This window comes from Paenibacillus agaridevorans (genome assembly GCF_003112455.1).
GTDB lineage: Bacteria > Bacillota > Bacilli > Paenibacillales > Paenibacillaceae > Pristimantibacillus > Pristimantibacillus agaridevorans.
Map to the genome: position 1 here is coordinate 1 of NZ_BDQX01000208.1, position 24425 is coordinate 24425.

19 protein-coding genes are annotated in these 24425 nt (G+C 55.3%); 16 read left to right on the forward strand and 3 right to left on the reverse strand.

The genetic code is table 11. The features are described 5' to 3' along the window. Both PAT3040_RS19395 and PAT3040_RS19400 read left to right on the forward strand, forming a co-directional pair. On the forward strand, nucleotides 1-1164 hold a 1164-nt coding region (locus PAT3040_RS19395), incomplete at its 5' end, for a glycosyltransferase (protein ID WP_258235062.1). Continuing rightward, on the forward strand, nucleotides 1161-1799 hold the full coding sequence (locus tag PAT3040_RS19400) for a glycerol-3-phosphate acyltransferase (RefSeq protein ID WP_258235063.1): 639 nt from the start codon (nucleotides 1161-1163) through the stop codon (nucleotides 1797-1799). The genes PAT3040_RS19395 and PAT3040_RS19400, both read left to right, overlap by 4 nt. Nucleotides 1800-1804: 5 nt before the next feature. Here PAT3040_RS19400 and PAT3040_RS19405 read toward each other — a convergent pair whose 3' ends face one another. Further along, a complete protein-coding gene (locus tag PAT3040_RS19405) occupies nucleotides 1805-2335 on the reverse strand; it encodes a hypothetical protein (protein WP_108994018.1) in 531 nt (176 codons plus the stop codon). 233 nt (nucleotides 2336-2568) lie between these two features. Between PAT3040_RS19405 and PAT3040_RS19410 the strand changes: the two genes are divergently transcribed. The 7 genes from PAT3040_RS19410 to PAT3040_RS19440 all read left to right on the forward strand — a co-directional run bounded on the left by PAT3040_RS19410 (nucleotide 2569) and on the right by PAT3040_RS19440 (nucleotide 11189). Next, entirely contained in the window at nucleotides 2569-3420 is an 852-nt protein-coding gene (locus PAT3040_RS19410; protein WP_108994019.1) for a patatin-like phospholipase family protein, read from the forward strand. A 1-nt stretch (nucleotide 3421) separates the two neighbouring features. Next, nucleotides 3422-4156, forward strand: coding sequence for a peptide-methionine (S)-S-oxide reductase MsrA (locus PAT3040_RS19415; protein WP_258235064.1), 735 nt, complete (start codon nucleotides 3422-3424; stop codon nucleotides 4154-4156). 677 nt (nucleotides 4157-4833) lie between these two features. Further along, complete coding sequence (locus PAT3040_RS19420; RefSeq protein ID WP_108994020.1) at nucleotides 4834-6180, forward strand: extracellular solute-binding protein; 1347 nt, start codon at nucleotides 4834-4836, stop codon at nucleotides 6178-6180. A gap of 107 nt (nucleotides 6181-6287) precedes the next feature. After that, entirely contained in the window at nucleotides 6288-7181 is an 894-nt protein-coding gene (locus tag PAT3040_RS19425) for a carbohydrate ABC transporter permease (protein ID WP_108994021.1), read from the forward strand. Between the two features lie 16 nt (nucleotides 7182-7197). Continuing rightward, entirely contained in the window at nucleotides 7198-8082 is an 885-nt protein-coding gene (locus tag PAT3040_RS19430; RefSeq protein WP_087567367.1) for a carbohydrate ABC transporter permease, read from the forward strand. Nucleotides 8083-8091: 9 nt separating this feature from the next. After that, nucleotides 8092-10017, forward strand: coding sequence for a sensor histidine kinase (locus PAT3040_RS19435; RefSeq protein WP_108994022.1), 1926 nt, complete (start codon nucleotides 8092-8094; stop codon nucleotides 10015-10017). Further along, complete coding sequence (locus PAT3040_RS19440) at nucleotides 10014-11189, forward strand: response regulator (protein WP_108994023.1); 1176 nt, start codon at nucleotides 10014-10016, stop codon at nucleotides 11187-11189. Before PAT3040_RS19435 ends, PAT3040_RS19440 begins: the two co-directional genes overlap by 4 nt. Nucleotides 11190-11547: 358 nt before the next feature. Here PAT3040_RS19440 and PAT3040_RS19445 read toward each other — a convergent pair whose 3' ends face one another. Then, nucleotides 11548-12027: a hypothetical protein gene (locus PAT3040_RS19445; protein ID WP_108994024.1), complete on the reverse strand. Its 480-nt coding sequence runs from the start codon at nucleotides 12025-12027 to the stop codon at nucleotides 11548-11550. Between the two features lie 218 nt (nucleotides 12028-12245). Here PAT3040_RS19445 and PAT3040_RS19450 point away from each other — a divergent pair, with 218 nt between their 5' ends. Continuing rightward, nucleotides 12246-12698, forward strand: coding sequence for an AraC family transcriptional regulator (locus PAT3040_RS19450; protein WP_108994025.1), 453 nt, complete (start codon nucleotides 12246-12248; stop codon nucleotides 12696-12698). A gap of 72 nt (nucleotides 12699-12770) precedes the next feature. Here PAT3040_RS19450 and PAT3040_RS19455 read toward each other — a convergent pair whose 3' ends face one another. Beyond that, the gene (locus tag PAT3040_RS19455; RefSeq protein WP_108994026.1) at nucleotides 12771-13655 is read right to left on the reverse strand and encodes an arylamine N-acetyltransferase family protein; all 885 of its coding nucleotides are present in this window, start codon (nucleotides 13653-13655) and stop codon (nucleotides 12771-12773) included. Nucleotides 13656-13780: 125 nt separating this feature from the next. Here PAT3040_RS19455 and pdxR point away from each other — a divergent pair, with 125 nt between their 5' ends. From pdxR to PAT3040_RS37210, 6 genes are all read left to right on the forward strand, one after another. After that, the gene (gene pdxR / locus PAT3040_RS19460; protein WP_108994027.1) at nucleotides 13781-15247 is read left to right on the forward strand and encodes a MocR-like pyridoxine biosynthesis transcription factor PdxR; all 1467 of its coding nucleotides are present in this window, start codon (nucleotides 13781-13783) and stop codon (nucleotides 15245-15247) included. A 181-nt stretch (nucleotides 15248-15428) separates the two neighbouring features. Beyond that, nucleotides 15429-16703 (forward strand): class I SAM-dependent methyltransferase, encoded by a 1275-nt coding sequence (locus tag PAT3040_RS19465; RefSeq protein WP_108994028.1) that lies wholly within the window; start codon nucleotides 15429-15431, stop codon nucleotides 16701-16703. Further along, nucleotides 16700-19291 carry an AAA family ATPase gene (locus PAT3040_RS19470; RefSeq protein ID WP_108994029.1) on the forward strand — a complete coding sequence of 864 codons (2592 nt, stop codon included), beginning with the start codon at nucleotides 16700-16702 and terminating at the stop codon, nucleotides 19289-19291. The genes PAT3040_RS19465 and PAT3040_RS19470 overlap by 4 nt, the downstream gene beginning before the upstream one ends. A gap of 332 nt (nucleotides 19292-19623) precedes the next feature. Beyond that, entirely contained in the window at nucleotides 19624-20757 is a 1134-nt protein-coding gene (locus tag PAT3040_RS19475; protein ID WP_087567360.1) for a glycoside hydrolase family 88 protein, read from the forward strand. A gap of 20 nt (nucleotides 20758-20777) precedes the next feature. Beyond that, nucleotides 20778-23153, forward strand: a complete 2376-nt coding sequence (locus PAT3040_RS19480) for an AraC family transcriptional regulator (RefSeq protein ID WP_108994030.1) — start codon at nucleotides 20778-20780, stop codon at nucleotides 23151-23153. A 147-nt stretch (nucleotides 23154-23300) separates the two neighbouring features. Next, on the forward strand, nucleotides 23301-24425 hold a 1125-nt coding region (locus tag PAT3040_RS37210; RefSeq protein ID WP_181376727.1), incomplete at its 3' end, for an extracellular solute-binding protein.

The window sequence follows — 24425 nt, forward strand, 5'->3', positions numbered from 1 at the left end:
GGGGGGGGGTTTCTGCTGTTCCGCAGGAATACGGTTCCCCGGGAGAACGGGGGCATGTTCCGCATGGACGGACAGCCTTCCGTTATTATTCCGGCCAGGAACGAGGAGAGCAATCTGCCGTACCTGCTCGGTTCGCTTCAGGTCCAGTCCATGGAAGGGCTGGACCTTATTGTCGTCGACGACCATTCGGAGGATCGTACGCGGGCCATCGCGGAGAGCTTCGGCGTCAACGTCATTGCAAGCCCGCCGCTGCCTTCTGGCTGGACGGGCAAGAATTGGGCGGTGACGACCGGCTGCAAAGCTGCAAAAGGCGACATTCTTATCTTCCTGGATGCCGATGTCCGGCTTGCCCCGAATTCGCTGATCTCCTTGCTGGCGGCAAGAGAGAGGATGGGCGGGGTATTATCCGTCGTGCCTTATCATCAGACGGAACGTTTCTACGAGCGGCTCTCGCTCATTCCCAATCTGCTGGGGCTGTTCGCTTTCACCTCGCCTATGGAACGGCGCAATCCCGCTCAAGGTCTATACGGGGCTTGCATCGTGGCGACGAGGGAGGACTACGAAAGGGCGGGCGGTCATGAAGGCGTGAAGGGGGAGCTGCTCGACGATCTGGGGCTAGGCGCCCGATTCAGGGAAGCCGGCATTGCCATTCACAACTATATCGGTCATGGTCTGGTCTCCTTCCGCATGTATCCCGGCGGCATACGCAGCGAAGTGGAAGGATTTAGCAAGGGCGCGGTGCTCAGCACAAGCAAGCTGAGCCCTTGGACGACGCTGCTCGTCGCCATATGGCTAATCGGTTTGGCGGTGTCGGAATCCGCGCCATTTTTCTTAGGGACGCAATGGGGGATTCCGCTGGGCATCGCTTACGTGCTGTATACGGCGCAAATTTATTATTTTGTTCGTTACACGGGGATGTTCGGACGATGGCTTCCGGCGATTCACGGCATCAGCACGCTGTTCTTCCTGTTCGTTATGCTCTATTCCGTCATTCAAGTCACCTTTTTTGGCCGAGTCGCCTGGAAAGGCAGGGCGGTGCAAGTAGGCGGGAAGCGGGGGGATGGGGCAGGTGGCAAGGGGAGAGGAGATGGCGGGGACAGCGAGACTAAGGGTACTGGGGAGACCGAGGCGGCCAGAGATGGGACGGGAGGGAGACCGTCATGATGGTGCTTCCGTACGTGTGCTGGACTATGCTCTGCTTTCTGTGCGGGTCATTTATGTTCTCCTATTGGCTTGGCTTGCTCGCGGGTCATAACGTAAAGAGAGTCGGGGACGGCAATCCCGGGGCCGCGAATCTGTGGAAATCAGCGGGCGCAGTTTTTGGTATTTGGGGCATTGTGCTCGACTTCTTCAAAGGTTTTTTTCCGATATGGCTGCTCATTCACGCAGGAGGCGTGGACGGCTACTATTTAGTGCTTCCTTCCGCAGCTGCCGTGCTGGGCCATATGTTCTCGCCGTTTCTGCGGGGGAAGGGCGGCAAGGCCGTTGCCGTCACGTTTGGGGTGTGGAGCGCGCTTACAGGGTTTGCGGCCGCGCTTGCGTATGCGGTCATATTGGCTGTTCTTTTGCTCGGCGGCAAGCTGCTCCGCAGGGGGAAGCCGTCTTCGAGCGTGTCGGACGGCTCCCAGATCGTGCTTGGGATGCTGCTGCTGACGGCCTGGATACTCCTTCGGAGCGGCTTCGCCGAGCTTCATCTCGCTGTGTTCGGAATGGTCAACACGCTGCTGCTGGCTTATGCGCACCGTCTTGAGCTTAAGTCGTTGCTGACGATGCGCACGGGAACAAAAAGAGGGGGCTGAGCGTCTTACGCCCTGGCTCTGCGATCGTTCAGCATATACCAACCGAATACGATATAGCAGAGGCCCCATGCGACCGATCCCATATTGGAGATGGCGGGGATGAAGTAGATGGCAGGGTAGATCATGAACAATACCATCACCCATAGCGGATAAATTCGCGCACGAATCAGGATGACGCCAAGGACGATCTGTCCCAAAAGAGTCATGATGGAGTTTGCGCTCAGCACCGGCGCGATGATGGGGTCATCCTCCGTCTGAATGCCCAGCATGTTCGACCAGACGAGGGCAACGGTCAGCATGCTGCCGATCGCGATCAACAGAACGGAAAGGAGTGCTACTATTCCAGTCCGCGGCAAGGAGTGCAGGTACACGCCGATGATGCCGATCCCCATAAATATACAAGCGATAAAACCGCATACCAGCTCCGGCATGCTGTCGGATCCCCAAATATAGGCGCTTGGCGCCATGCCGATTCGCGCAATGCCCCCCAGTATGGCCACAATAGCAAGCACCTTGATGACTTGTTTTAACTCCATGATTAAATTCCTCCCGATCGAAAGAATAATGCGTCACAATGCCGTGACTCCCCTATCGTAGATCAATTTCCCGGAAGCAGATAGTTACGCGCTGTCATGAAGTTTGTCATCGTTGTCATGCTGGCGTAAATGATCGAAGTAATGTTAGACGGAACTCGGAGGCTTTATTTCGCCGTTGCGCCTCCGCAGGTGTATACTAGGGTCAGACTGGTATCATCGGAGGAGGTAACCCTTTGTCGGAAACAATCGGACTCGTGCTGGAGGGCGGCGGTATGCGGGCGGTGTATACGGCTGGCGTGCTGGAATGTTTGATGGAGCATGATGTGTACTTTCCTTATAATATCGGAGTGTCGGCGGGCGCCTGCATGGGCGCGAGCTACTTATCCAGGCAGGTTGGGCGCAACCGTGTGGTCAACGTAGATTACGTTAGCGATCCGCGCTATATCTCTTGGGGCAATCTGCTGAAGAAGCGAGAGATGTTCGGGATGGACTTTATTTTCGACGAGATTCCGAATCGGCTGGTCCCTTTTGATTACGAGGCCTTCCGGAACAGCGCCGAACGATACGTCATTGGAACGACGGACTGCGAGACGGGAGAGAGCGTCTATTATGAAAAGGGCGGGCCGGGCTTCGATGTGCTGCCTTTACTGCGAGCGTCAAGTTCGCTTCCATTCATCGCACGAATCGTAGAGTTCGGCGGCAGGAAGCTGCTGGACGGAGGATTATCCGATCCCATTCCTCTGCGGAAGTCGGAGGGGGACGGCAATAGCCGCAACGTGCTCATATTGACCCGCAACGAGTCCTATCGCAAATCGCCGAACCGTATGGGCTGGCTGGCGCGCCGCGCGTACGGCAAGTATCCCGAGCTGGTGGAAACGATGCTGCGCAGGCATGATGTCTACAATGAAACGCTGGCCTACATCGCCGAGCAAGAGCGTACCGGTGCCGCATTCGTCATTCGTCCATCCGAGACGTTGACGGTCGGCCGCATGGAGCGGGATCCGGCCAAGCTTGGGGCGTTGTACGAGCAAGGATACGCGGATGCCAAGCGGCTGTTGCCGGAGCTGAGGAGCTGGATGGGATAGTGTGCTGGAAATCCTGTATGGATCAAGCGAGGTGAGAGGAATGGAGAATAACTTGCCGGACAACAAGCCGTTAACGTTGCCTATGCGGAGTCATGGAGATGCTGGGCGGCTACATACCGCGACCTTCGGCATGGGCTGCTTTTGGAGTCCGGAAGCTTTGTTCGGCGCGTTGCCGGGCGTCGTTCGCATCCGCGTCGGTTATGCGGGAGGAAGCAGTCCAAGCCCGACCTACAGGGAACTTGGCAATCATACGGAGACCGTGCAGCTTCTATTTGATAAGGCGCTGATAACTTTCGAAGATATTATCCGGACGTTCTGGAGTAACCATACGCCGTTAAATATTAACGGCTATAAGGGAAGGCAATATCAGTCGCTGCTCTTCTATCATGACGCCGACCAAAAAGCGTCGATCGACGCGGAGCTGGAGCAGAGGGAGAAGGCCGGGCTTGGCAGACCTGATACCGAGGTTGCGCCGTTCGCGGGATTCTACCTTGCGGAAGACAGGCATCAGAAGTATTACGTGAAACGGTTCTCGAGCGCGGTAAGCGAGATGGAGTCTTTATATCCGTCGGAGAACACGGAAGCTTGGACGGGCACGACGATCGCGGCCAGGCTGAACGGCATTGCCAAAGGTTATCTGAATATGGGACAACTGAGGTCGGAGCTCGAGTCGTGGGAGCTGGAGGACGAAGAGCGCGTTCGGTTGGTGACGAAGTTGTTTCAAATTCGGTGGTAATAAATTCCCGTTAGAGCTCGACAAAATAAAATGGGGATGCCAGCCGCCGGCAGTTTATTGTGATCTTGTTGATCCAACCCAATATGACGTGGGGATATATCAATCAAGTGAGGAATGTGGCTATTATATACAAGCCAAACATCTTGAACATCGAATTTAAGGCTCATTAAATACCTTGTAAAAAACAAAGGCAGCCAGGGGCGCAAATAAGCTCCGGGCTGTCTTTGTTCCATTTGCGACGGATGGATGTTGTTGTGTGGAGAACAATAGAAGGAAATCTGCCCTCTAATTCTCAAGAGTAACCACTGATTTTCTAATTAAAGGGAAATGTGCCATCTAATTCGATGTATTTGCCTCCATATAGACGGTATGTTGAGAACTAGCGGGAGATTTTCCCTTTATAGTCCTGCTGAAGTGAAATTCGATGAATTTAGTGGGACATTTTCCCACTATAGTAGTCAACAGGAGCCGATGAATCAATAAGGAGATGGGTGCCGCCGGGGTGCAGGGTGCGAGCTCCGAGCTCCGAGCTCCGAGCTCCGAGCTTTCACTGGTAACGTCGTCGCCATTTGTTCCCCCACCTTAAAAAAACAAACATGAACTCCTAATTAACTTTATTGTTAGACCCGTCAGCCTGGCGCATAATTACGTCATAACCATTAAGGGGGGAAACACAAATGGCTAACAAAACAACCAAAACTTTAAGCGTATTAATGGCTGGCGCCCTGGCGGTCGGTCTTACCGCTTGCGGAGGCAATAACGGAGGCAATACGGGAACAAACGAAGGCGCCGCTGGCGGCAACGGCGGGGATAAAGGCGGGGAAAAAGCGACGATCACGTTCCAGAACATCTACCCGGACTCATCCGATCCGAAATACCAGATGATCCGTACGATCGTAGCCAATTACGAAAAGGATCACCCTAACGTGAAGATCGAGCTGGATTCCTTGAATACGGACCAACAGAAGCTGAAGCTCAAAACGCAAGCGGCTTCCAAAGAAGTGCCGGACATTACGATCGTGAACCCTGCTGCCCAAATGCAGCCGTTTGTAGAAGCGGACCTGTTCGCTCCGCTCAACGAAATGGTGGAGAAAAACGGCCTTAAGGATACATTCCAGGAAGGCATTCTGGACTACTACACTTTCGATGGCAACCTGTACGCGCTGCCTGACGGCAACAACATCGGCCTTGTTTATTACAACAAAGCGTTGTTCAAGCAAGCCGGCGTCGAAGTGCCGACGACCTTCGAGGGCATGGTAGAAGCGGCAAAAACGTTAAAAGCAGCGGGCATTACTCCGATTGCAATCGGGGAGAAGGACTCCTGGACGGGTTCGTTCCTCTTTATGAACGTCCTGCTCCGCACGAACGGCCCTGGCTTCCTGCAGGACGTTGCCGACGGGAACAAAACGTTCGAAGATCCGGCTTTCGCCGAAGCCGTAGACGCGTTCCAATCGCTGGTTCAAGCCGGTGCCTTCCAGGAGGGAGCAACTTCCTTCGACTATAATGCGGGCGAAAACCTGTTCAAAACGGGCAAAGCGGCTATGTACTATATGGGCAGCTGGGCAACGGGCGGCATCGAGACATCCGAAGTGAACAAGGACGACAATATCGGCGTCTTCAAGTTCCCTACGGTTAACGGCAAAGGCAACCCTGATGAATTCATGCTGGCTCCGGGCTCCGCATTCGCGGTATCCAAGCACAGCAAACATCTGGACGTGACGTTGGACTTCCTGAACTACTTCATGCAGAATTACCCGATCGAAGCGTTTAAGGTAAAAGGCGCGGTAGGCGTCGCCCAGACGATCGAAGAGGACTTCGCGGCTGCAGGTTATTCCAACATGGCGATTCAAGTACTTGATTTGTTTAAGGATGTTAAAGGCGGAGATATCTCCTTCGACAACACGATGAACCCCGGCACGTCCCAGGTCCACTTGACGAGCATCCAGAACCTGTTCGTATCCAAGAAGGACGCGGCGGACGTCGCCAAAGAACATCAAAAAGCTTTCGAAGAAAACAACAAGTAATCGCATCATCAGTTCAAGTTGATAAAAGGAATGGAGGGGGCAGCCTGATAGCCGCTCCCTCCGCCCGTGTCGGCTAGCGAAGGTTTTGTGAGAAGGAGATGGATGCCTTGAACGTATTGAAAGTGTCCAAGTGGACCATCGCGGCGTTCGTGCTGCCTTGCGTTTTGTTATATGTCGGTTTGGTTTTCGTACCGATCCTCGTGTCCGTATACAGCGCCATGCTGGATTGGAACGGAATCGGAGCCTCGACGTTCGTCAGGCTCGATAATTTCAAGTACATGCTGACGAGCGACACGGTGTTTTGGCCGGCAGTCGGACGCACCTTCCTGCTTGCGGGATTTTCGATGCTTATTCAATTGCCGCTTGCCCTGTTCGTGTCGATCTTAATTAGCCGTTACGTGCGCAAACCGAATTTTTTGGTTTCCAGTTATTTTCTGCCTGTTATTCTGTCCGTGGTCGTTATTGGCCAACTATGGAAAACGATCTATAACCCCGGCTCCATGGGGGGCATGATCAATCAAATTCTCGAAACAATCGGGCTGGAGAGCTGGACCCACTCCTGGCTGACCGAGCCGAAGATCGCGATCTTTGCGATTATCGTCGTAGGCCTGTGGCAGTACCTGGGCTACCATATTCTCATCCAGTTCACTGGCGTACAGAACATTCCGGCCGATATTTACGAAGCCGCCAAAATCGACGGCGCAGATGGCTTCAAGGCCGATCGTTATATAACGTTGCCCATGATCATCCCGATCTTCAAAATTTCCGTCGTGCTGTCCTTCATCGGTTCCCTGCAGTCCTTCGACCTGATTATGGTTATGACGGGCGGAGGGCCGGGCAACGCAACCGACGTGATTGCCAGCCATATGTACAAGATGTCGATCCTGTCGCAGAAGTTCGGGTACGGAAGCGCCATCGCGACCTTTCTCGTCGCCGTCTGTCTGATCGCGACCGTCATTATCAACTTCCTGTTCAACCGATTGGACAAAAAGTATACGTAAGAAGGAGGCGCTTGTCATGAGCCGAACCGCGATCACGGCGACCAAGCCAGCCGCGACTGTCCGCACAAGCGGCAGCCGCTTTTCCGTCGCCAAGCCGCTGATCTACATCGTGCTGGGCATCCTGCTCGTCACGCAGCTCTACCCGCTGCTCTGGCTGTTCCTGTATTCGTTCAAAACGAACGACGAGATTCTGTCCGGCAGCTTCTTCTCCTTGCCGTCCGTCTGGCAGATCGAGAACTACAGCGCCGCCATCGAGAGCGGCAATTACTGGAGATACCTTGGCAACAGCCTGTTCGTCACGTCGATTACGATGGCCAGCGTCATCGTGCTGGCAGCGTTGGCTGCTTTCGCTATCACGCGATTCCGCTGGAAGTATGGCCAACTGGTACTGCTGCTGTTCCTGCTTGGCATGATGATTCCGCTGCAAAGCACGCTGCTGCCGCTTATGATTATTTTCAAAAATATGGACATTCTAAATACGCATCTGTCTCTGATCTTGCCGTACATCGCGTTCCAGACGCCGATCTCGGTTTTCATCCTGAGCGGCTTTATGAAGGCGATCCCGCACGAGATCGAGGAGTCCGCCATTATCGACGGAGCGGGCGTATTCCGGATCTTCCGCAGCATCATTTTGCCGATCTCCGTACCGCCTATCGTGACAGTTTGCATTCTGACCTTCATCAACATCTGGAATGAATATATTCTGGCCGCGACATTTATCTCGTCGGAGAAGCTCAAGACGCTTCCGTTCGGCGTAAACAGCTTCGTCAGCCAGTATTCCGTCAACTATGGCGCCATCGGCGCGTTTCTGGTGCTTGGCGCGCTGCCGGTCATCGTCATTTATTTCCTGCTCTCCGAGCGGATTACAAAAGGGATGGTAGCAGGCGCCGTAAAGGGGTAAGATGGAGAGATGAACAAATTCCAATCCATTCACGGCCGCCTGTTTCCCATGTTCCTTCTTAGCATGCTGGGTCTTCTGCTCGTCGTCACGGTGGTTTATTACCAGCGGGCGACGGAGCAGATCAGGGATCGGGTAGGCTCCATCTCCGAAAAAAATATATCGCAAACCGTCAATCTGTTCGACCTGCTGCTAAGAGGGTATGACAGCGTCACCAAATCGCTGAACAGCAACTATGAGCTCATCCGTCTGCTCAAGCAGTACGCCGGATCGGAATCCGTCGAGGCCGTGCAGCTGGAGAAGCGGATTACCGACATTATCGGCGCCATCTTTTATTCGCGCAGCGATACGGTAGGCATCCATATCGTAACCAACTACGACAAGGTGTTCAGCTTCGACCGGACCAACGGAGCCAGCGTACGGCAATATTCGGAGACGTCCTGGTTTACCGAGCTCAAGGGATCGACGGGGGAGATGAAATGGCTGGGCGTGTTTCCGGAATCGCTAATGAGCGCGGGAATTCAGCGGCCTGTTTTTGCATTCGGGAGACAGTTGTACGAATTTGATACGCTAAAATCCATCGGCATCGTGCTGATCGAGACGGACGCCGACGCCATCGAGACGGCGCTTACGAACGCAAGCCTTGGGCCGGGGAGCCAGGTTATTATTCGAGGCGCGGGAGGCGAAGAAATCATTCGCACCGGTGCTTCCGAAGGCGTCGAACCGGCCGTTGTGCCAGCGGATTGGCCGGGAACGCTGCGACAGGGCGAGGTCGTCGTGCGCGACTCGGATGACGTCACGTCGACGGCAGCGCGAATCGGCATGGCGGATTGGACGATGATCGGCGTCACGCCGAACAATGAGCTGCGGCTGGAGCTCAAGGAAACGCAGCAGTTCCTCATTACGCTTGCGCTCATTCTCATCGTCGCGGCAACGTTGCTGGCTACATTCGTCTCGCGTTCCTTCTCTTTGCCGTTCAAGCGGCTCATCCAGCAGATGAAGATGGTCGAACTAGGCAATTTCAAAGGCGAAGTGCAAGTGCGTTCGTATTACGAGATTAACGTGCTCGTCGGCTCCTTCAACCGGATGGTTCAGCAGATGGACGAACTGATCGAGAGGATCAAGCTGGCCTCCATCAGCGAGAAGAACGCGCAGTTGCAAGCTTTGCAATCGCAGGTGAATCCGCACTTTCTGTTCAACACGCTCGATATGATCTACTGGATGCTGGACGAGCGGGAAAACGACCGGTTAGGCCGCGTCATTTTGGCGCTGTCGCGCATTTTCCGCTACAGCAGCGATTGGGAGGAAGCGTCGAAGGCGAAGCTGCGGCTGGAGCTGGAGCAATTCAGGCATTATTTTACGATTATTGAGACTCGCTTGGGGGATAGAGTGACGACCTCCATCGAGGTCGAGGAGAAGTGGCTGGACATCGAAGTACCGAAGATGATTCTGCAGCCCATCGTGGAGAATGCGGTCAAATACGGGCTGGAACCGCTGAACCGTCCGGGTCTGCTGCGCGTCTATTCCAGGGAGTCCCACGGCGGTCGGGTAGAAATCGTCGTGGAGGACGACGGCGTCGGCATGGATGAAGAAACGCTCGCGAGGCTGAGCGATATGCTGGAGGAGCATTCCGTCATGCCTGGGCAGTCAGGCTGGGGATCATCTCATAAGCCGACTCTGCCTAATCGCGCTTCGGACGCTTCGAAAGCAATCGGAATAGAGGATAGCAGGTCGATCGGCGATGCAGGGAGCATGTTGGCTTCGGGCGGCGTCGGGCAGTCGCAAGAGCGCAGGGGCATCGGACTGCTCAACGTACACCGCCGTATCCGGCTTATGTTCGGAGAAACGTACGGACTTCGTATCGAAAGCGTCAAGGGGCAAGGGACGGCTGTTATCGCGTCGTTCCCGGCTCAAGGGCGGGAGGAGGCAAAGGGATGAACATTCTGGTCGTCGACGACGAAGAAGTGATAAGGAGCGGTGTTGAGCGGACGATACGCAAAGCGTTCCCGCAGCATCGCGTGGTCATGGCGGACAGTCCCGAAGCTGCCGTGGAGCTGCTCAAAAGCCTGCCAATCGATCTAGTGCTGACCGATGTGCTTATGCCGGGCATGACGGGGCTGGAGCTTATCGAAATATCGCGGGGCCGACACTCCCATATCAAGTGGATCGTCATCTCGGCTTACTCCGAATTCGCTTACGCGAAGGAGGCCGTGCGTCTCGGGGCGAAGGATTATTTGCTGAAGCCGATTGGCAAGGATACGCTGATCGGCAAGATCAAGGAGCTTGAATTGGAGATCGAGAAGGAGAACGAACGGAACAAGGAAGCCCAGCTGCTGTCTCGCAATCTCCGCTTCCTGCGTGAAGCGATCTTTGCCAGATGGGCTTCCGATCTTGATCTGGGAGGCATCGATCTGGCGCCTTTCGTAGGCAATCACCCGTACTTTCATCTCATCATGCTGCGTCTCGACAGCGAAACCGATCTTCGACTGGAGCACTTTATCGTGGAAAACGTCATGTCCGAGCTGATCGATACCGCTGGCGACGGGTTCGTCGCCAGCATCGACTCCAAAAGTCTGCTTGGACTCGTCACGCTGCGGGAGGAGCAAGGGCTGGGTCCGCTGATCGAGCAAATGCGTTCGCATCTCAAGCGGTATCTCAAGATACCGTTCCAGGTCGTGCACTCCGACCGGATTACCGACCTGGACGCCGTGCCGGAGCAGGTCAAGAGGATGCGCAAGTCGTCGGAATCGCAGGTCTACGATCATTATGCCAGCGGCGGCGAGAAGGCGGTGGAGGTGGCGATTCAGTATATTCGGTCCCATATGGCCTCCGAGCTGACGCTGGAGAAGGTGTCCTCCGTCGTCTATTTAAACCCTGTGTACTTCAGCCAGCTGTTCAAGCAGAAGACGAGCGGCGGCTTCAAGGAATACGTGACGGGGCTGCGTCTCGAGCGAGCGATGGAGCTGCTGCGGGACTCGGAGCTCAAGATCGGCGAGATCGCCGAGAAGGTGGGTTATCCCGACGTCCGCCACTTCTCCCAGATCTTCCGCAAGAAGGCAGGCTGCACGCCTTCGGAATACCGGCAGAACACGACCGCACCCACCCTTTAGGGCCCATCGGGCCTAGGCGGGAAGCGGAATTGCCCCTCTATTGCATGAGTCGACCTGTCCTTTATTGGGCAGGTTTTTTTGGTGCGGATGGAATGGCGCTGGGGCTGGGGCTGGGGCTGGTGCTGGGGTTGCGCGGCTAACGGACATCAGCGACGTTTTTGGGGCGGAAAATGCCGATTTCCAATTCTAACAGACAGGAAAGACACTATTGGGGGCCGTGGAGCGGTTTGGAGAGGTCTTTGGCCCAAATAGCGTCGTTCTTGTCTCTTAGAACACGAGTGCGGGCGATTTCATCAAAATAAGGTTTCCCATGTCCGTTTGCGGGTTCTATCGTTGTTAGCTGGTGTTTAGTTTCCATTCAACCCATGATATGGATATAGGCCAAGCACGCAAGCCAAATGGTCAGAGGCAGAAGTAGACTTGCCAACGTGTACTTTATCGTGTACGATTTCTTGCGGAATAAAACAAGAAGGGTATCGGCCATGAAAAATAAGACGGCTGCCAAAAGGCTGATATACAGCAGAATCAGACCAAAAGCGATATGCAGGATGGCCGATATAACCAGTCTCAGCCATTGATGTGAAGTCGCGGCGCGGGAGATCAGCTCGCTAATAACGGATGTTATGACTCCGTAAATATAAATAGCAGGTGCAGCATACATCATATAAATCATTGTATAACCAATGGCTTCGTGCAGGCGATCGCTCAACGAATAAAAGCGGGCTTTGTCGCCAAATGGATCGGGACCAAACCAAGCGTATAGAATCGAAAATAAGGAAGTCGCAATAGCTGCGCTTATCAGCTTTCTCATGAACATTTGTTTGAAAGACACCTGCATACTGCGGTATTCCCCCTTCGTGCAGAACACACTCCGCGTTCCATTACTTGCATCATACTGCACAAAGGACTATGCAAGAAGTTCTATCTTTTATAGTACCATCGTATAATCAATGTTATTAAATGTAAATATTTTCATTTTAATATATTCATGCATATTTTTTTATATTATGTTAGCATTCGATGGGTAACGCAAAATGAACTGAAAGGGATGATACGATGAAGATGAGAATGGAGATTCTCCCGAATTACCGCCTTGCCTATGTGAGGCAGACGGGGCCATACGGCCCGGCCAACACTCAAGCCATGCAACAAATAAAGGAATGGTCGAGGGCGAAGGGGCTGCTTACGGAATCGACCGTATTACTGGGGATCGCCAACGACAACCCTCGAACAACTTCACCCCAGGACTGCAGATACGATGCTTGCATTGTTCTTGCCGACCGTAACGCGATTGATGAGTCGATCGGCGAAAGGGAGCTCATTGGCGGAGAATACGCGATATTTACGGTCAAACATACGTCAGAAGATGTTCAAAGAGCATGGGGCGCTATTTTTTCGGTTATGCACAATAGTGGGCTTCGTCAAGCCGATAAGCCGATTATCGAAAGATACGTCGGCAATATGGAAATCCATGATTTTTGCGAAATTTGCGTGCCGGTCGAACGGTAATCCTGTCGGCGTAGCGGAATGAAAATCAAAGTTTAAAGCGATTTCTGCCGTCCGGCGCGGCAAGACGGCGGCTTAACCGTCGACCGCGCCGGCTTGCTCCCGCGACCGCAACCACTCCTCGTGCCAGCCTCGCACCAGCTTCCACAAGGCATCCCGGTCTGCCGAGCCGTATGCGACAAGAGGTTCGCCGAACACGTCTCCGAGCACGTCCAGCCACTGGGATTGAGAAGCGAGCTCCGTCTTGGCTATATGCCCTCCCTCGCGCCTGCTCCACACGCAGCCCCGCAATTCGTTGCTGCCCGTCGCATGACGATGGCGCAGCAAAAACGTATGCAGCCAAGGGGATTCCGGCGATGTGCTGTAATAGGCGTGTTTGTCGTAGAACGGGGTCAAATCCTGAACGATCTCCGGCGCCACGTCGACCCCGGCGAATGTCGCGAGGGGGTCATGCACAAGCCGCCAGCCATTTTCCGCCAGCTCCGATTGTGTGACGGTATAAGCGAACGGTCCCTGATGATAGATTCCCTCCGCAAGAGGAAGCGGATCATGGGGCATATCGCCGAGCCCCGCATCCGCGATCCAGAGCTCCTCTTCGCCGTCCTCATTGCTCGTTCCGACCGTAAGAGCCAGATGAAAGCCGTTGATCCTTGGTTCCATGCCTGCGGGCTGCACGCCCGCCCGATGCCAGTTCACGCGGAATCCCAAAGAACGAAGCAGCGTGCCGAACGCCCCGTTTAAGTGGAAGCAGTAGCCGCTTCTCCCGCTCAAGACAAGTCCGACGGAATGCTCAAGATCGATGGACGCCGGTCTGCCGGCGACGATATCGAGCGTTTGCCAGGACAGCCGCTCCACGTGGGCGCGGTGCAATCGTCTTAAGTACGAATAGCTCGGCGCTTCGATGTCCGATATATCCAGCCGCTTTAGATAGGCTTTTATTTCCGTTGCGGTAAGTATCATAAGAGCATCTCTCCTTCATCATTGCGGGTTCATGCAGCTTACTTTACAATAAAACTGACTTGCAATAAATGGACAGAATTCGCGGAAATTAAAAGACAGATTGACCTCGATGAGGAGGAACAAATATGCTGGACATTTGGCTGGACGCCGACTCGGGCTCCAACCAGCCTCAATACAGGCAGCTTTATGATGAAATCCGTAATCGGATTACGAACGGAAGCATTGCGGACGGATCGAGGCTTCCTTCCGTAAGGGCGTTGCAAGCCGCGCTTCAACTGAGCAAGACTCCGATCGAGACCGCGTATCAGATGCTTGTCGCCGAGGGGTACGCCGTGAGCAAGCCGCGATCCGGGCTGTTCGCCATAGCTCCCCGAGCGGGAACGATCCCGGACGCGGGGAAACAGAAGCATGGGAGGGCGGGGTTATACCCCGACATCCCGCTGTCGGAACGGCAATTCCGGGAGGGCGTTCTCCAGCCCCCAAAAGCTTTTCGCATCGACTTCAACACGGTTGGCGTGGATGCGGCTTTGTTTCCGCTTCGGGCGTGGAAGAAGGCGCTGCATGATACGCTTGAGCATGAATTCCTGAATCACAGCGGTTACGGAGACCCGCAGGGGGAGTATGAGTTGCGCGCCATACTGGCGGAGTATCTCGGACAATCGCGGGGCGTAGTCTGCTCGCCGGAGCAGATCGTCGTCGGCGTGGGCATGGCCGGCAGCCTGAAGGTGATCTTGTCTCTGCTGGATCCCATCGCAATCGCGGCGATCGAAGAGCCCGGCTTCCGGACCGTCAGGGATGTATTTCTGGCGGCCGGAACCGTCGTGGAGCCTATCCCCGTCGGAGAGCTGGGCATCCGTCTGGAGGGGCTGGCGGAGAGCAAGGCGGATATCGTCTACGTCACGCCTTCGCATCAATTTCCTACCGGCGCGGTCATGCCGTACGGAGAACGCTTGAGGTTGCTGGAATGGGCAAGGGAGAGGGGCGCGTACATTATCGAGGACGATTATGACGGGGAATTTCGTTACCGGGGCAAGCCGATCCCCTCCATGCAAAGCCTTGATCCCGAAGGCAGAGTGATCTATGTCGGGACGTTTTCGAAGGCGTTCGCGCCCGCCTTCCGCATGAATTACATGGTCATACCGGAAGCGCTGCTGCCCCGGCTGGGCGCCATTGGCCATCTGCTAAGCGTTCCTTCCCGCATGGACCAATTGGCCATGCGGACATTTATCGAGCAGGGGCATTGGTATCGGCATATCCGCCGGATGCGCAATGCTTATCGAAGAAAGCATCAGCGATTATCGCAGCTCCTGCAGGAGCATTTTGGAGACGCCATCGCCGTCTCCGGCGGCAGCGCCGGACTCCATATCGGCGTAACCGTGCGGACGGAGCGCTCGGCGGCGGAGCTAATGGAGCTGGCCGCGGACGGGGGCGTTCGGGTGTACGACTACGCCCGAACCTGGATGGGGTCGATTCCCGGCATGGGGGAGGCGACCGTGTACCTGGGCTTCGGCGACCTGAGCGAGGAGGAGCTGGCGTTAGGAGTGTCGTTGCTGCGCGAAGCGTGGGGGGGAGCGATAGCAAGGGGCAATTAAAGGATAGGCAAGTCCAGTCCACAAGGAACTACTGAAAGACGATTCCCATAGGCAATTAATAAAAGGCAGACGAAGTCGTTATCGTTCCCCGAATCCCGTTTGCCATACTTGCACCCTATTCAAATCCGGATTTGGAAGCGATAATACAGCTATACCCATGTAAGGGAAAGGAAGTGCAGCCTTGGCAATCGTGCAATTATCGTCCAGCAATCCCATGTTCTCGTTTCTCATTCGCAAGAATCCCGGCGCCGGCATGCTGCTCCGGTCCGTCCGCCAAGGGATGGCATACGGGTGGTACACGAACGAGGACTCTTTCAACGTCTATTTCAAGGACGCGGATAACGGAGTATCCTACAAGCAGCACGAGAACGACCGGTTTGAATACTTGAACGTCTCCAGGTACAATACGCCGTTATTCCCGCTTAACGCCATTAACGAATTTTTCGCCGCTCCCTTCAAGAAGCACGACGAACGCGACACGGAAGGTTATGAGCATAGCTTCGTCATCAACATGATCCATATCGACCGTCTTCATTACATCGCTTTCTTCGAAAAACACATGAAGGATTACGCCTTCGAGCTGGAGCATCTGGCGGGCAAGAGCTACCGGCTGACCGTGAGGACGAGCCTGAGTTTGTATCATCTGCTCCACGCGGTAAGCGTCCTATGCCTTTTCCTGTCCATGTTCGGGAACGAATATATCGATATTTCCGCCGAGATATTGGACAAATACATTCGCAGCCTGCATGTCATCGACGCTCCGTTCTACATTCGCAGCCTGTTCGCGAGGAACTTCCTGACCACGCGCGAGCTGTTCAAAAAACACGCCGCGGAGATCGAACGGAGCGGTCTCTACGAGATCCGTCTGGCTTACGGCAACACGGCGCAGCAGAGGAGGAGCTTCGTCTCCGGCAAGCTGGCGTTCGACGATACGCCGCTTCTCGACATCGGCTGCGGCGAAGGGTATTACGCCATGTCGTTCGCGGGCAAGATCGAGACGACGTATTACGCCATCGATATCGAAGAAGAGCTGCTGGCCACGGTTGCCCGCAAGGCGGAGAAGAAAGGCATCGACAACATCGCCTTGTTCCGCTCGCTCGACCATTTCCTGGAATCTTATAACGGGGAGACGGTCGACGTGATTTTGACTGAGGTCGTCGAGCATATGGAAGAAGCGATGGCCGCCGACTTCGTGAAGCAAATCTGCGACAGCGTCGCGTTCCGCCAACTGATACTCACGACGCCGAACTCGGCATTCAACGGCTATTACGAGCTGGAGGAGCTGCGCCACGACGACCATAAGTGGGAGAAGGACGAGGCGGAGTTCCGGGCGTGGCTGGAGGCGTCGATCGGGGAAACGGAGTACGATATCGAATATATCTCGATCGGCGACAGCGTGAACGGCGTTCATACGACGCAAGGCGCAATCATTAAGAGAAAGGAGCTGCAGCGATGAACATTTCGACGAGGGTTCATACGATTTTTATGCTGGTGGGGCCGTCGGAGTGCGGCAAGACGACGTTCGCCCGGCAGGTTCTGATTCCGCAGCTTCGCAAGGAGGACGCCTCCCGCAATCTGCGCACGAACGTCCAGTATCTGTCCTCCGACGCCATCCGCCAGGAGCTGCTGGGGCACGATTACGACAAGTACGACCAGTCCATGCTGGAAGTCAGCCACCATGCGTTCGGATCGCTGTTCGAGAGGCTTAGGGCCGTTACCTCGTTCCCCATCCTGTCGGAGTTCGTCATCGTGGACAGCACGGGTCTGGCGGAAGACTTCAGGAGCAAGGTACGGGAGATTGCGGGCGAGAACAACTACAACGTGGAAGTCATCCTGTTCGACTATCGCAAGCGGGAAGACTACTATGCGTCGGAGCGCTCCAAGAAGCTGATTACGAACCACTTGAACCGGCTCAAAAAAGAAGTGCTTCCCGTATTGTCGCGCGAAGATTACGAGCAAGTGCACCGCATTCGGGCCAAGGACTTCCTGGACGCGGAGACGGGCCGGATGAACAAAGCTTACGAAGTGGACGTGGCGGATTGGGAGCTGTTCGCGTCCTGCGTATTGCCGACCGACCGCGACTATATCGTCGTGGGGGACGTCCACGAATGCGTGCAGGAGCTGCAAGGATTGCTGCGGGGACACGGCTTCCAGATCGAAGAAGGGCGGATGAAGCCCGGAAGCAAGCTGAGGAAGCGGACGGAAGTCGTATTGGTCGGGGATTGGATCGACAAAGGGAAGCAGACGGAGGCCATCGTTGCCTTCCTGCACGACAATCGGGAGCATTTTCGCCTGACGCTGGGCAACCACGAGAACTTCGTGCACAAATACGTGAAAGGCGAAATCAATGGCGCGGATTCGGAGCTTCTGGAGCATTATTTCGACTCCGTGGGGGTGCTGGCCGGGAACGAGGAACTGTTCCGCCGGTTCGAAGAGCTGGTGCTCTCGTCGCGGCCGTTCTATCGTTATAACGGCGTGCATTCGCCTTCGTTCTACGTCACTCACGCGCCGTGCAGGAACAAGTACATCGGCAAACTGGACCGCGATTCCTTGCGCAACCAGCGCAGCTTCCGGATCAACCGGGAAGCGGACATCGAAGAGCAGCTGTCCTACCTGCAAGTAGAGTCGGCCGGCAATCAGCCCTACCACATCTTCGGGCACGTGGCCGCCAAGCAGTCCTTCCGCTTGAAGAACAAGATCCATATCGATTCCGGCTGCGCGCACGGGAACATGTTGACTTCAGTCATGATCGCGGGCAAGCCATTCTTCAAGAGCATCAAGATGGAGCGGGAAGCCAAGGTAACGGAAGAGCTGCCGACTTTGTTCCACCAAGAACACAGGGTATCGCTGCAGGAGCTGGACGACGAGTCGCTGCGGCGCCTTGCATACAGCGCGGTTAACGGCGTTAACTTCATATCCGGCACGATGCCGCCTGCGGACAAGGATCTCGAAGCGGGCGAGCTGGAGTCGCTGCGCAAGGGTCTGTCCTTATTCGCCGAACGAGGGGTGGGCAAGGTCGTGCTCCAGCCCAAATACATGGGATCCAGATGCACGGTCTATTTAAACCGGGATTCGACGTTAAGTTATGCAGTCAGCCGCAACGGATACAAGATTAAAGCCGTCGACCTGACGCGTGTATACTCGGAGCTGCTTGGCAAATTCGGCGATTACATGATCGCGGATGGGGTATCCGTGATGGTGCTGGACGGTGAGCTACTTCCCTGGAAGGCGCTCGGCGACGGCTTGCTCGAGAAGCAGTTCAAGCCCATCGAGAAGGCGCTAGAGACGGAGATCGCGTTCCTCCGTGACAATGGTTTCGATGAGGCGTTGGGGCGTCTTTGGAGCGAATACGACGATTCCGGCTTCGAGCAGGAGCAGTCCCGGATGCAGAAGGGGGCCCTTAGCGAGAAATACGGAGCCAGCGTCTATCAAACGTATAAGCACGTTCGGGATTCTCGCTCCGTCCATCGTCCGATTGCCGAGCACGCAGCGGCTTTCGAGGTGTATCGCAAGCAGTTGGAGCTGTACGGAGGCGATGCCGAGATTGCCTTCAAGCCTTTCGGGATTCTGAAGGAGGTTCTGCTGGACGGCGAGGAGCGCAGACCGGCGGGCCCAACCTCGGACATGTACCGGTTCCTGTCGGACGACGAGTGTCTCGTGCTGGACCTGGAGAAGGAGTCGGCGTATGAGCAAGCCGAGGTTTTCTTCGAGCGGTTGACGACGGAAGAGCATATGGAAGGCGTGGTCATCAAGCCAGAGCATCCGGAGGATAGCCCTATTCCGTACATGAAGGTGCGAAACGGGGAGTATCTGTCCATTATTTACGGCTATGACTACCGGTTCCCTCATAAGTATGCCAAGCTGCTGAAAGGGAAAAACGTTTCCTCCAAGCTGCGTACGGCGATCAGTGAATATAAGCTTGGCAACGAAATGCTGGACATCAAGCTGAGCGATATCGATCCGGGCAATGTTCGTTTCCGTGATATAGCGGCCAATCTGCTGTTCGAGGTGGCCAAGGAGAAGGAGATGGATCCACGGCTTTAACAGTTACTCGGGACATTGGGACATTAGGATAACAGCGTATCGTCAAATCACAAATTGCCTGCAGACCAATGGGTTTGCAGGCTTTTGGTGCGCTTGGCAGCGCATCAACTAACGGGTGAGAGGCCTGAGTACACCGCAGGTGGTGGAAGTGTATAGCCGACAGTCAGTGCGTAGTCCAATGACGGAGTGGCGCAGCGGAATGGCTTATACAAGGAATCTGTCTTACAAACAGGCAGCCAATCGTACAGATGTATCGTTCGTAGAAGACTCCCTCCTTGATACAATTGGTTTGGACGATTCGTCGTCCGAATAAGGAGGAGGTAGGAGAAGGGATGTTAACAGAATTTCAGCAAGAAATTGACAGGATAATCGAAAAGATTGATCGAAATATGGAGGCGTACGGAGCAAGATTCCCACATCTCCATCGGGAGGGGCGTTACGCCGAGAATTTTGCGGAAGACGGAAGTTGGACAGGGTCGTTCTGGACCGGCATGGTGGGACTTGCCTACCGAGTGACGGGAGATTCGCGATATATCGACTACTTGCAGCACTATTTTCCGCTTTATCAAGAACGCTTGAGAACCGGTTATACCGATCACGATTTAGGTTTCCTATATCAGTTGTATGCCGTCGAGGCGTACCGGTTGACGGACGATGAGAAGTACCGGCGCCTTGCCGTGGACGCCGCAGACAAGCTGCTGGAGAGATACAATGAGCGCGGACAATTTATCCGGGCATGGGGTCCGCTGCATAGCGACGAACGCAGGGGGAAAATCATCATTGATTGTATGATGAATCTGCCTTTGCTTTATGAGGCGAGCGCGTTGACGGGCGCAAGCAAGTACCGCGAGGCCGCGGAGGGCCATGCGGACAGCTCGCGCAAGCATTTGCTCAGGGCGGATGCTTCGACCTACCATACATTCGACTTTGATCCCGACAGCGGCGAGCCGCTTGGCGGCCGCTGCGAGGACGGTTATGCCGACGAGTCGACCTGGTCGCGCGGACAGGCATGGGGTGTCTACGGCTTTCAAATGTCGTACGAATGGACGGGGCGGCAGGAGTTTAGGGAGACGGCGGAGCGGATGGCGGACTACTTCATCCGCAACTTGCCGTCTGATCAGGTGCCGCTATGGGACTTCCGGCTGCCTGAGGACGCGATCGAGCTAAAGGATACTTCGGCAGCCGCCATTGCGATATCCGGATTGTTCGATCTGGCCGATGCGCTTGCGGCGGATAAGCCCGAGCGGGCTGCGGAGCTTCGGAGACGGGCGCTGGACATGTTAAGCGCCCTCGTCGGCTATTCCTCGGCCTTCGATCCCGCCGTCAGCGGTATTCTCTCATGTTGTTATGGAAGGACTGAGGGAAGGCGATCGCATATGTATACGATTTGGGGCGACTACTATTATTTGGAGGCGCTTCTTAAGGCAACGGGCCGCAACTGGCATATGTGGTCGAGAGAAAGATAGAGACAGAGGGGGGCGGCGGAATGATTAACGGGTGGATGCAAGGATGGCGAAAGCGAAAGGGCAGCGCGATGGTGCCGTTATTCGCTTCTTATATCGTCATCTTGCTGCTGGCCATTGTGATCGGCAGTATGCTGTATTGGAAAGCAACGACGATCGTACAGCATACCGTGGAAAACTCGAACGCCGCGATGCTGCAGCAGTTGCGTGAGGTGGTGGACGGACGACTGCGGGAGATCGAGCAATTGGAGCAGCAGATCGCGTTTCATCCCAAACTTGGGAAGCTGCTGAACAGCGATAGGGTCCTTGCCGAGCAGGAGGCGTACGCGGTCGTTGAATTTGCCAGCGAGTTGAGGCGGTTCAAGACACTAGCCAATCTGCTCATCTATGACTTTTATATTTATGCGGACGCTTCGCAGACACTGGTCGGCCCCGGCGTTAAATCGACGCCGCAAGTCTTGTTCGACGGGGTATATAGATTTCCGGGCAAATCAAGCAAGGATTGGACAGAAGAATTTCAGCGGCTGGCCATGCGGAAGTACGATCCGTCTGTCTCCGTGCAGTCGAGCGATGGCGCTCCGCTGAGTCTGATTACTTATCGGCAGTCGCTGCCATACGGCAACCCCGGCGATGTGCGAGGATCGCTTATTGTATTGATCGACGAGTCGCAGCTCCGCGCGTTATTCGACAAATTGGCCGCCGTCAACCAAGGCGAAATTTATATTGTCGACAGCGAGAATCGGATCGTCAGTTCTACTGCGACGAACGGCAGCGCTTCAAGCGCCGGCTTGTTCAGCTACGGCGGGCTGTACGGAGAAACGGGCAAGCAGGAGCTGGTTTCGGGAGGAGAGGCGACGATAGCTTCCTATACGACCTCCGGAGTCAACGGCTGGAAGTATGTATATGTTGTTCCGAGCGACGTTTTTCTCGATCAGGTTTACGCCGTCAAGAAGTGGGCGTTGATTTTGCTGTCGCTATGCGTCGTAGGGGGCGTTGCAGCCTCCTTATATTTGGCTTACCGCAATTATAGGCCGGTGCGCGACGTTGTAAGGGCTATCCGGACATGGAGAGCTTCGGATACGGTGCAGGAGCAGGCCGGGGGTGAATACGATCTTATTCGAAGCACGATCGAATCCGCCCGTCTGACCGAGTCGCGGCTGCGGGAGCGACTGGAGCAGCAGTCGCCGATTATCCGCGTCAATTTTCTGCGTCGCCTCATTAGAGGTTACGCCGATCCGGCAGAATTAAAGCCGGAGGCGCTGGTCTTTGCCGGGTTCTCTTTTCAGTGGCAGTCGTTCGCGGTGCTGCTGATCGAGGTGGATGATATCAGCGGCTTCGCCCAGGCCGGAGAACGGGAATGGCCGTTTGTCAGCTTCATTATCGCCAATATCGCCGGAGAGCTGGCGAACGAGCGGCATCAGGGCTATCCGGTAGAGCTTGATCGCGGTCGCGTAGCGATGCTGGTTAATGTCCGCCAGGAGAGGGAGGCAGAGGCCGCAGCCGATCTCAAAGCGGTCGCGGGAGGTTTGTCGACCCTGCTTGCCGACCGCTTTCGCTTGCAGGCGACGGTGGCGGTCGGAGGTCCGGTCTCTGGCGCCTCGCGGATTGGCGAAGCTTTCCTTGCCGCGCTTGCCGCGCTGGAGGAAGAGCTTTCCCTCGGCAGAGAACATCCTGCCGCCGGTCCGATCGGAGGCGCAGGCGACCTCGTGTCTATGTCGGCGGAGCCGGATGAGACAGGCTACTACTACCCGTTGGAGGCTGAGCAGCAGCTCCTTAATGTCGTTAAGAGCGGCGATTCGGAGCGGGCCATCAAGCTGCTGGACGCCATCTGCGCGGATAACTTCGACAAGCGGGGCATTTCAGCCGTATCGGGACGTTATTTGCTCGTACACCTGACTGGCACGATGTATCGTCTTTTGCAGAGCCATCCCGGCTTGAAGCAGCTCGTAACCGAACAACTGGTTTCCCTGGATAATAAGGGAGGAGACCTTGACGAAGCATTTGGCGAACTTAAGCGAGTGTATGTCGCATTATGCGGGCTATTGCGGGAGCGGCGGGGCGACGCGGGGGAACGTCTGCTCTCTGGCGTACGGGAACATATCGAGCGGCATTACGGCGACAATATGCTTAGCGTCAACTCTATCGCCGATGCGTTCGAGCTGACGCCTCAATATTTGTCGACCGTGTTCAAGAAGGCAGGCGGTCAAAATTTGGCGGATTATATCGCGGAGGTTCGGCTTCGCGAAGCCAAGCGGCTTCTGGCCGATACATCGGAGACATTGGCGGCGATTGCCCTTCGAGTCGGATACGCCAACGATATCGGATTTATCCGCTTTTTCAAAAAATACGAGGGCGTGACGCCAGGTGCCTATCGCACCAGCTTGGATACGGATAGGTAATAAGAGTGATAGATAACCCGGTTCTTACAAGCAGTTAGCCGATCTTAGCATGAGGCAATACCGCTCGAGGCTAGCCGGGGCTACAATCGAATCCAAGACCACGCCGAGGGGCTGGGGTCAAATCTATCGCAAAAGGGGTAACAGGCAATGGCATACCAAATGGACAATCGGGAATCGCTCAACAAGCCGTATAGAAGGGCTGGGCGACGCGGCTCCAAGACGGCTATCGCGGCGCTGGTCGCGTTGGCGGTCGTCGCGACAGGCTGCAGCGGCAACGGGGGAGGGACGGACGGCACGGCTCCGTCTACCGCGCCGTCAGGCAAGCCCGCCGACTCTGCGGCGGCGCCTGAGGACGGCAAACTCGTATCATCTCCGCTGACGTTGTCCTACTTTGTCAAGCTGGCAGCGAATCGGCCGAGCGGGATGAACAGCCTGAACGACATGGAAGCTTACAAGGAGTTGGAGGAAAAGACAGGCATCCATATCGAATTCGAGCACCCGGCCGCCGGCCAGGAAGCGGATCAATTTAATCTGATGCTCAGCTCTGGCGATTACCCGGACGTGATCGAGTGGGGCTGGAACAGCTATCCGGGCGGCGGGCAGAACGCGCTTAACAGCGGCGCGATCATCCGGCTTAACGAGTTGATCGATGAACACGCGCCGAATCTCAAAAAGCTGTTAGACGAAAATCCGGAAATCCGCAAGCAGATTTCGACGGACAACGGCGATATCTATGCATTCCCTTTCATTAGAAACGATCCATATTTGCAAACTTATTATGGTCTCGCACTGCGCAAAGACTGGCTCGACAAGCTGAATTTGCAGGTGCCGACGACGATCGACGAATGGCATACAGTGCTGAAGGCGTTTAAGGAGCAGGACCCGAACGGCAACAACAAGGCCGACGAGCTGCCGCTGCTATTCGATAAAGGTACCATGAATTGGGGCAACGAAATTCTTAACGCTTATGGACTTCGCAACGACTTCTACCTCGATACGACAACAGGCAAGGTACAATACGGCGCCGTTCAGCCTCAATTCAAGGATTTCCTGGCAACGTTGCAGTCGTGGTACAAGGAAGGGCTTATCGATCCCGATTACGCCGCGACGGACGCCAAGCAAAAAAATGCCAAGGTGACAGGCGATCTCGTAGGCGCAATGCAGGTGACGATCGGCGGCGGCATCGGCACGTATCTGAACGCGATGAAAGACAATCACGCAACCTTCGACCTTGTGGCGGCTCCGTATCCGACGCTGAACAAAGGCGACAAG

Coding starts and splice junctions, on each gene's coding strand:
- PAT3040_RS19400 (WP_258235063.1), top strand. CDS start 1,161: ATGATGGTGCTTCCGTACGTGTGCTGGACTATGCTCTGCTTTCTGTGC.
- PAT3040_RS19405 (WP_108994018.1), bottom strand. CDS start 2,335: ATGGAGTTAAAACAAGTCATCAAGGTGCTTGCTATTGTGGCCATACTG.
- PAT3040_RS19420 (WP_108994020.1), top strand. CDS start 4,834: ATGGCTAACAAAACAACCAAAACTTTAAGCGTATTAATGGCTGGCGCC.
- PAT3040_RS19430 (WP_087567367.1), top strand. CDS start 7,198: ATGAGCCGAACCGCGATCACGGCGACCAAGCCAGCCGCGACTGTCCGC.
- PAT3040_RS19435 (WP_108994022.1), top strand. CDS start 8,092: ATGAACAAATTCCAATCCATTCACGGCCGCCTGTTTCCCATGTTCCTT.
- PAT3040_RS19440 (WP_108994023.1), top strand. CDS start 10,014: ATGAACATTCTGGTCGTCGACGACGAAGAAGTGATAAGGAGCGGTGTT.
- PAT3040_RS19445 (WP_108994024.1), bottom strand. CDS start 12,027: ATGCAGGTGTCTTTCAAACAAATGTTCATGAGAAAGCTGATAAGCGCA.
- PAT3040_RS19450 (WP_108994025.1), top strand. CDS start 12,246: ATGAAGATGAGAATGGAGATTCTCCCGAATTACCGCCTTGCCTATGTG.
- PAT3040_RS19455 (WP_108994026.1), bottom strand. CDS start 13,655: ATGATACTTACCGCAACGGAAATAAAAGCCTATCTAAAGCGGCTGGAT.
- pdxR (WP_108994027.1), top strand. CDS start 13,781: ATGCTGGACATTTGGCTGGACGCCGACTCGGGCTCCAACCAGCCTCAA.
- PAT3040_RS19470 (WP_108994029.1), top strand. CDS start 16,700: ATGAACATTTCGACGAGGGTTCATACGATTTTTATGCTGGTGGGGCCG.
- PAT3040_RS19475 (WP_087567360.1), top strand. CDS start 19,624: ATGTTAACAGAATTTCAGCAAGAAATTGACAGGATAATCGAAAAGATT.
- PAT3040_RS19480 (WP_108994030.1), top strand. CDS start 20,778: ATGATTAACGGGTGGATGCAAGGATGGCGAAAGCGAAAGGGCAGCGCG.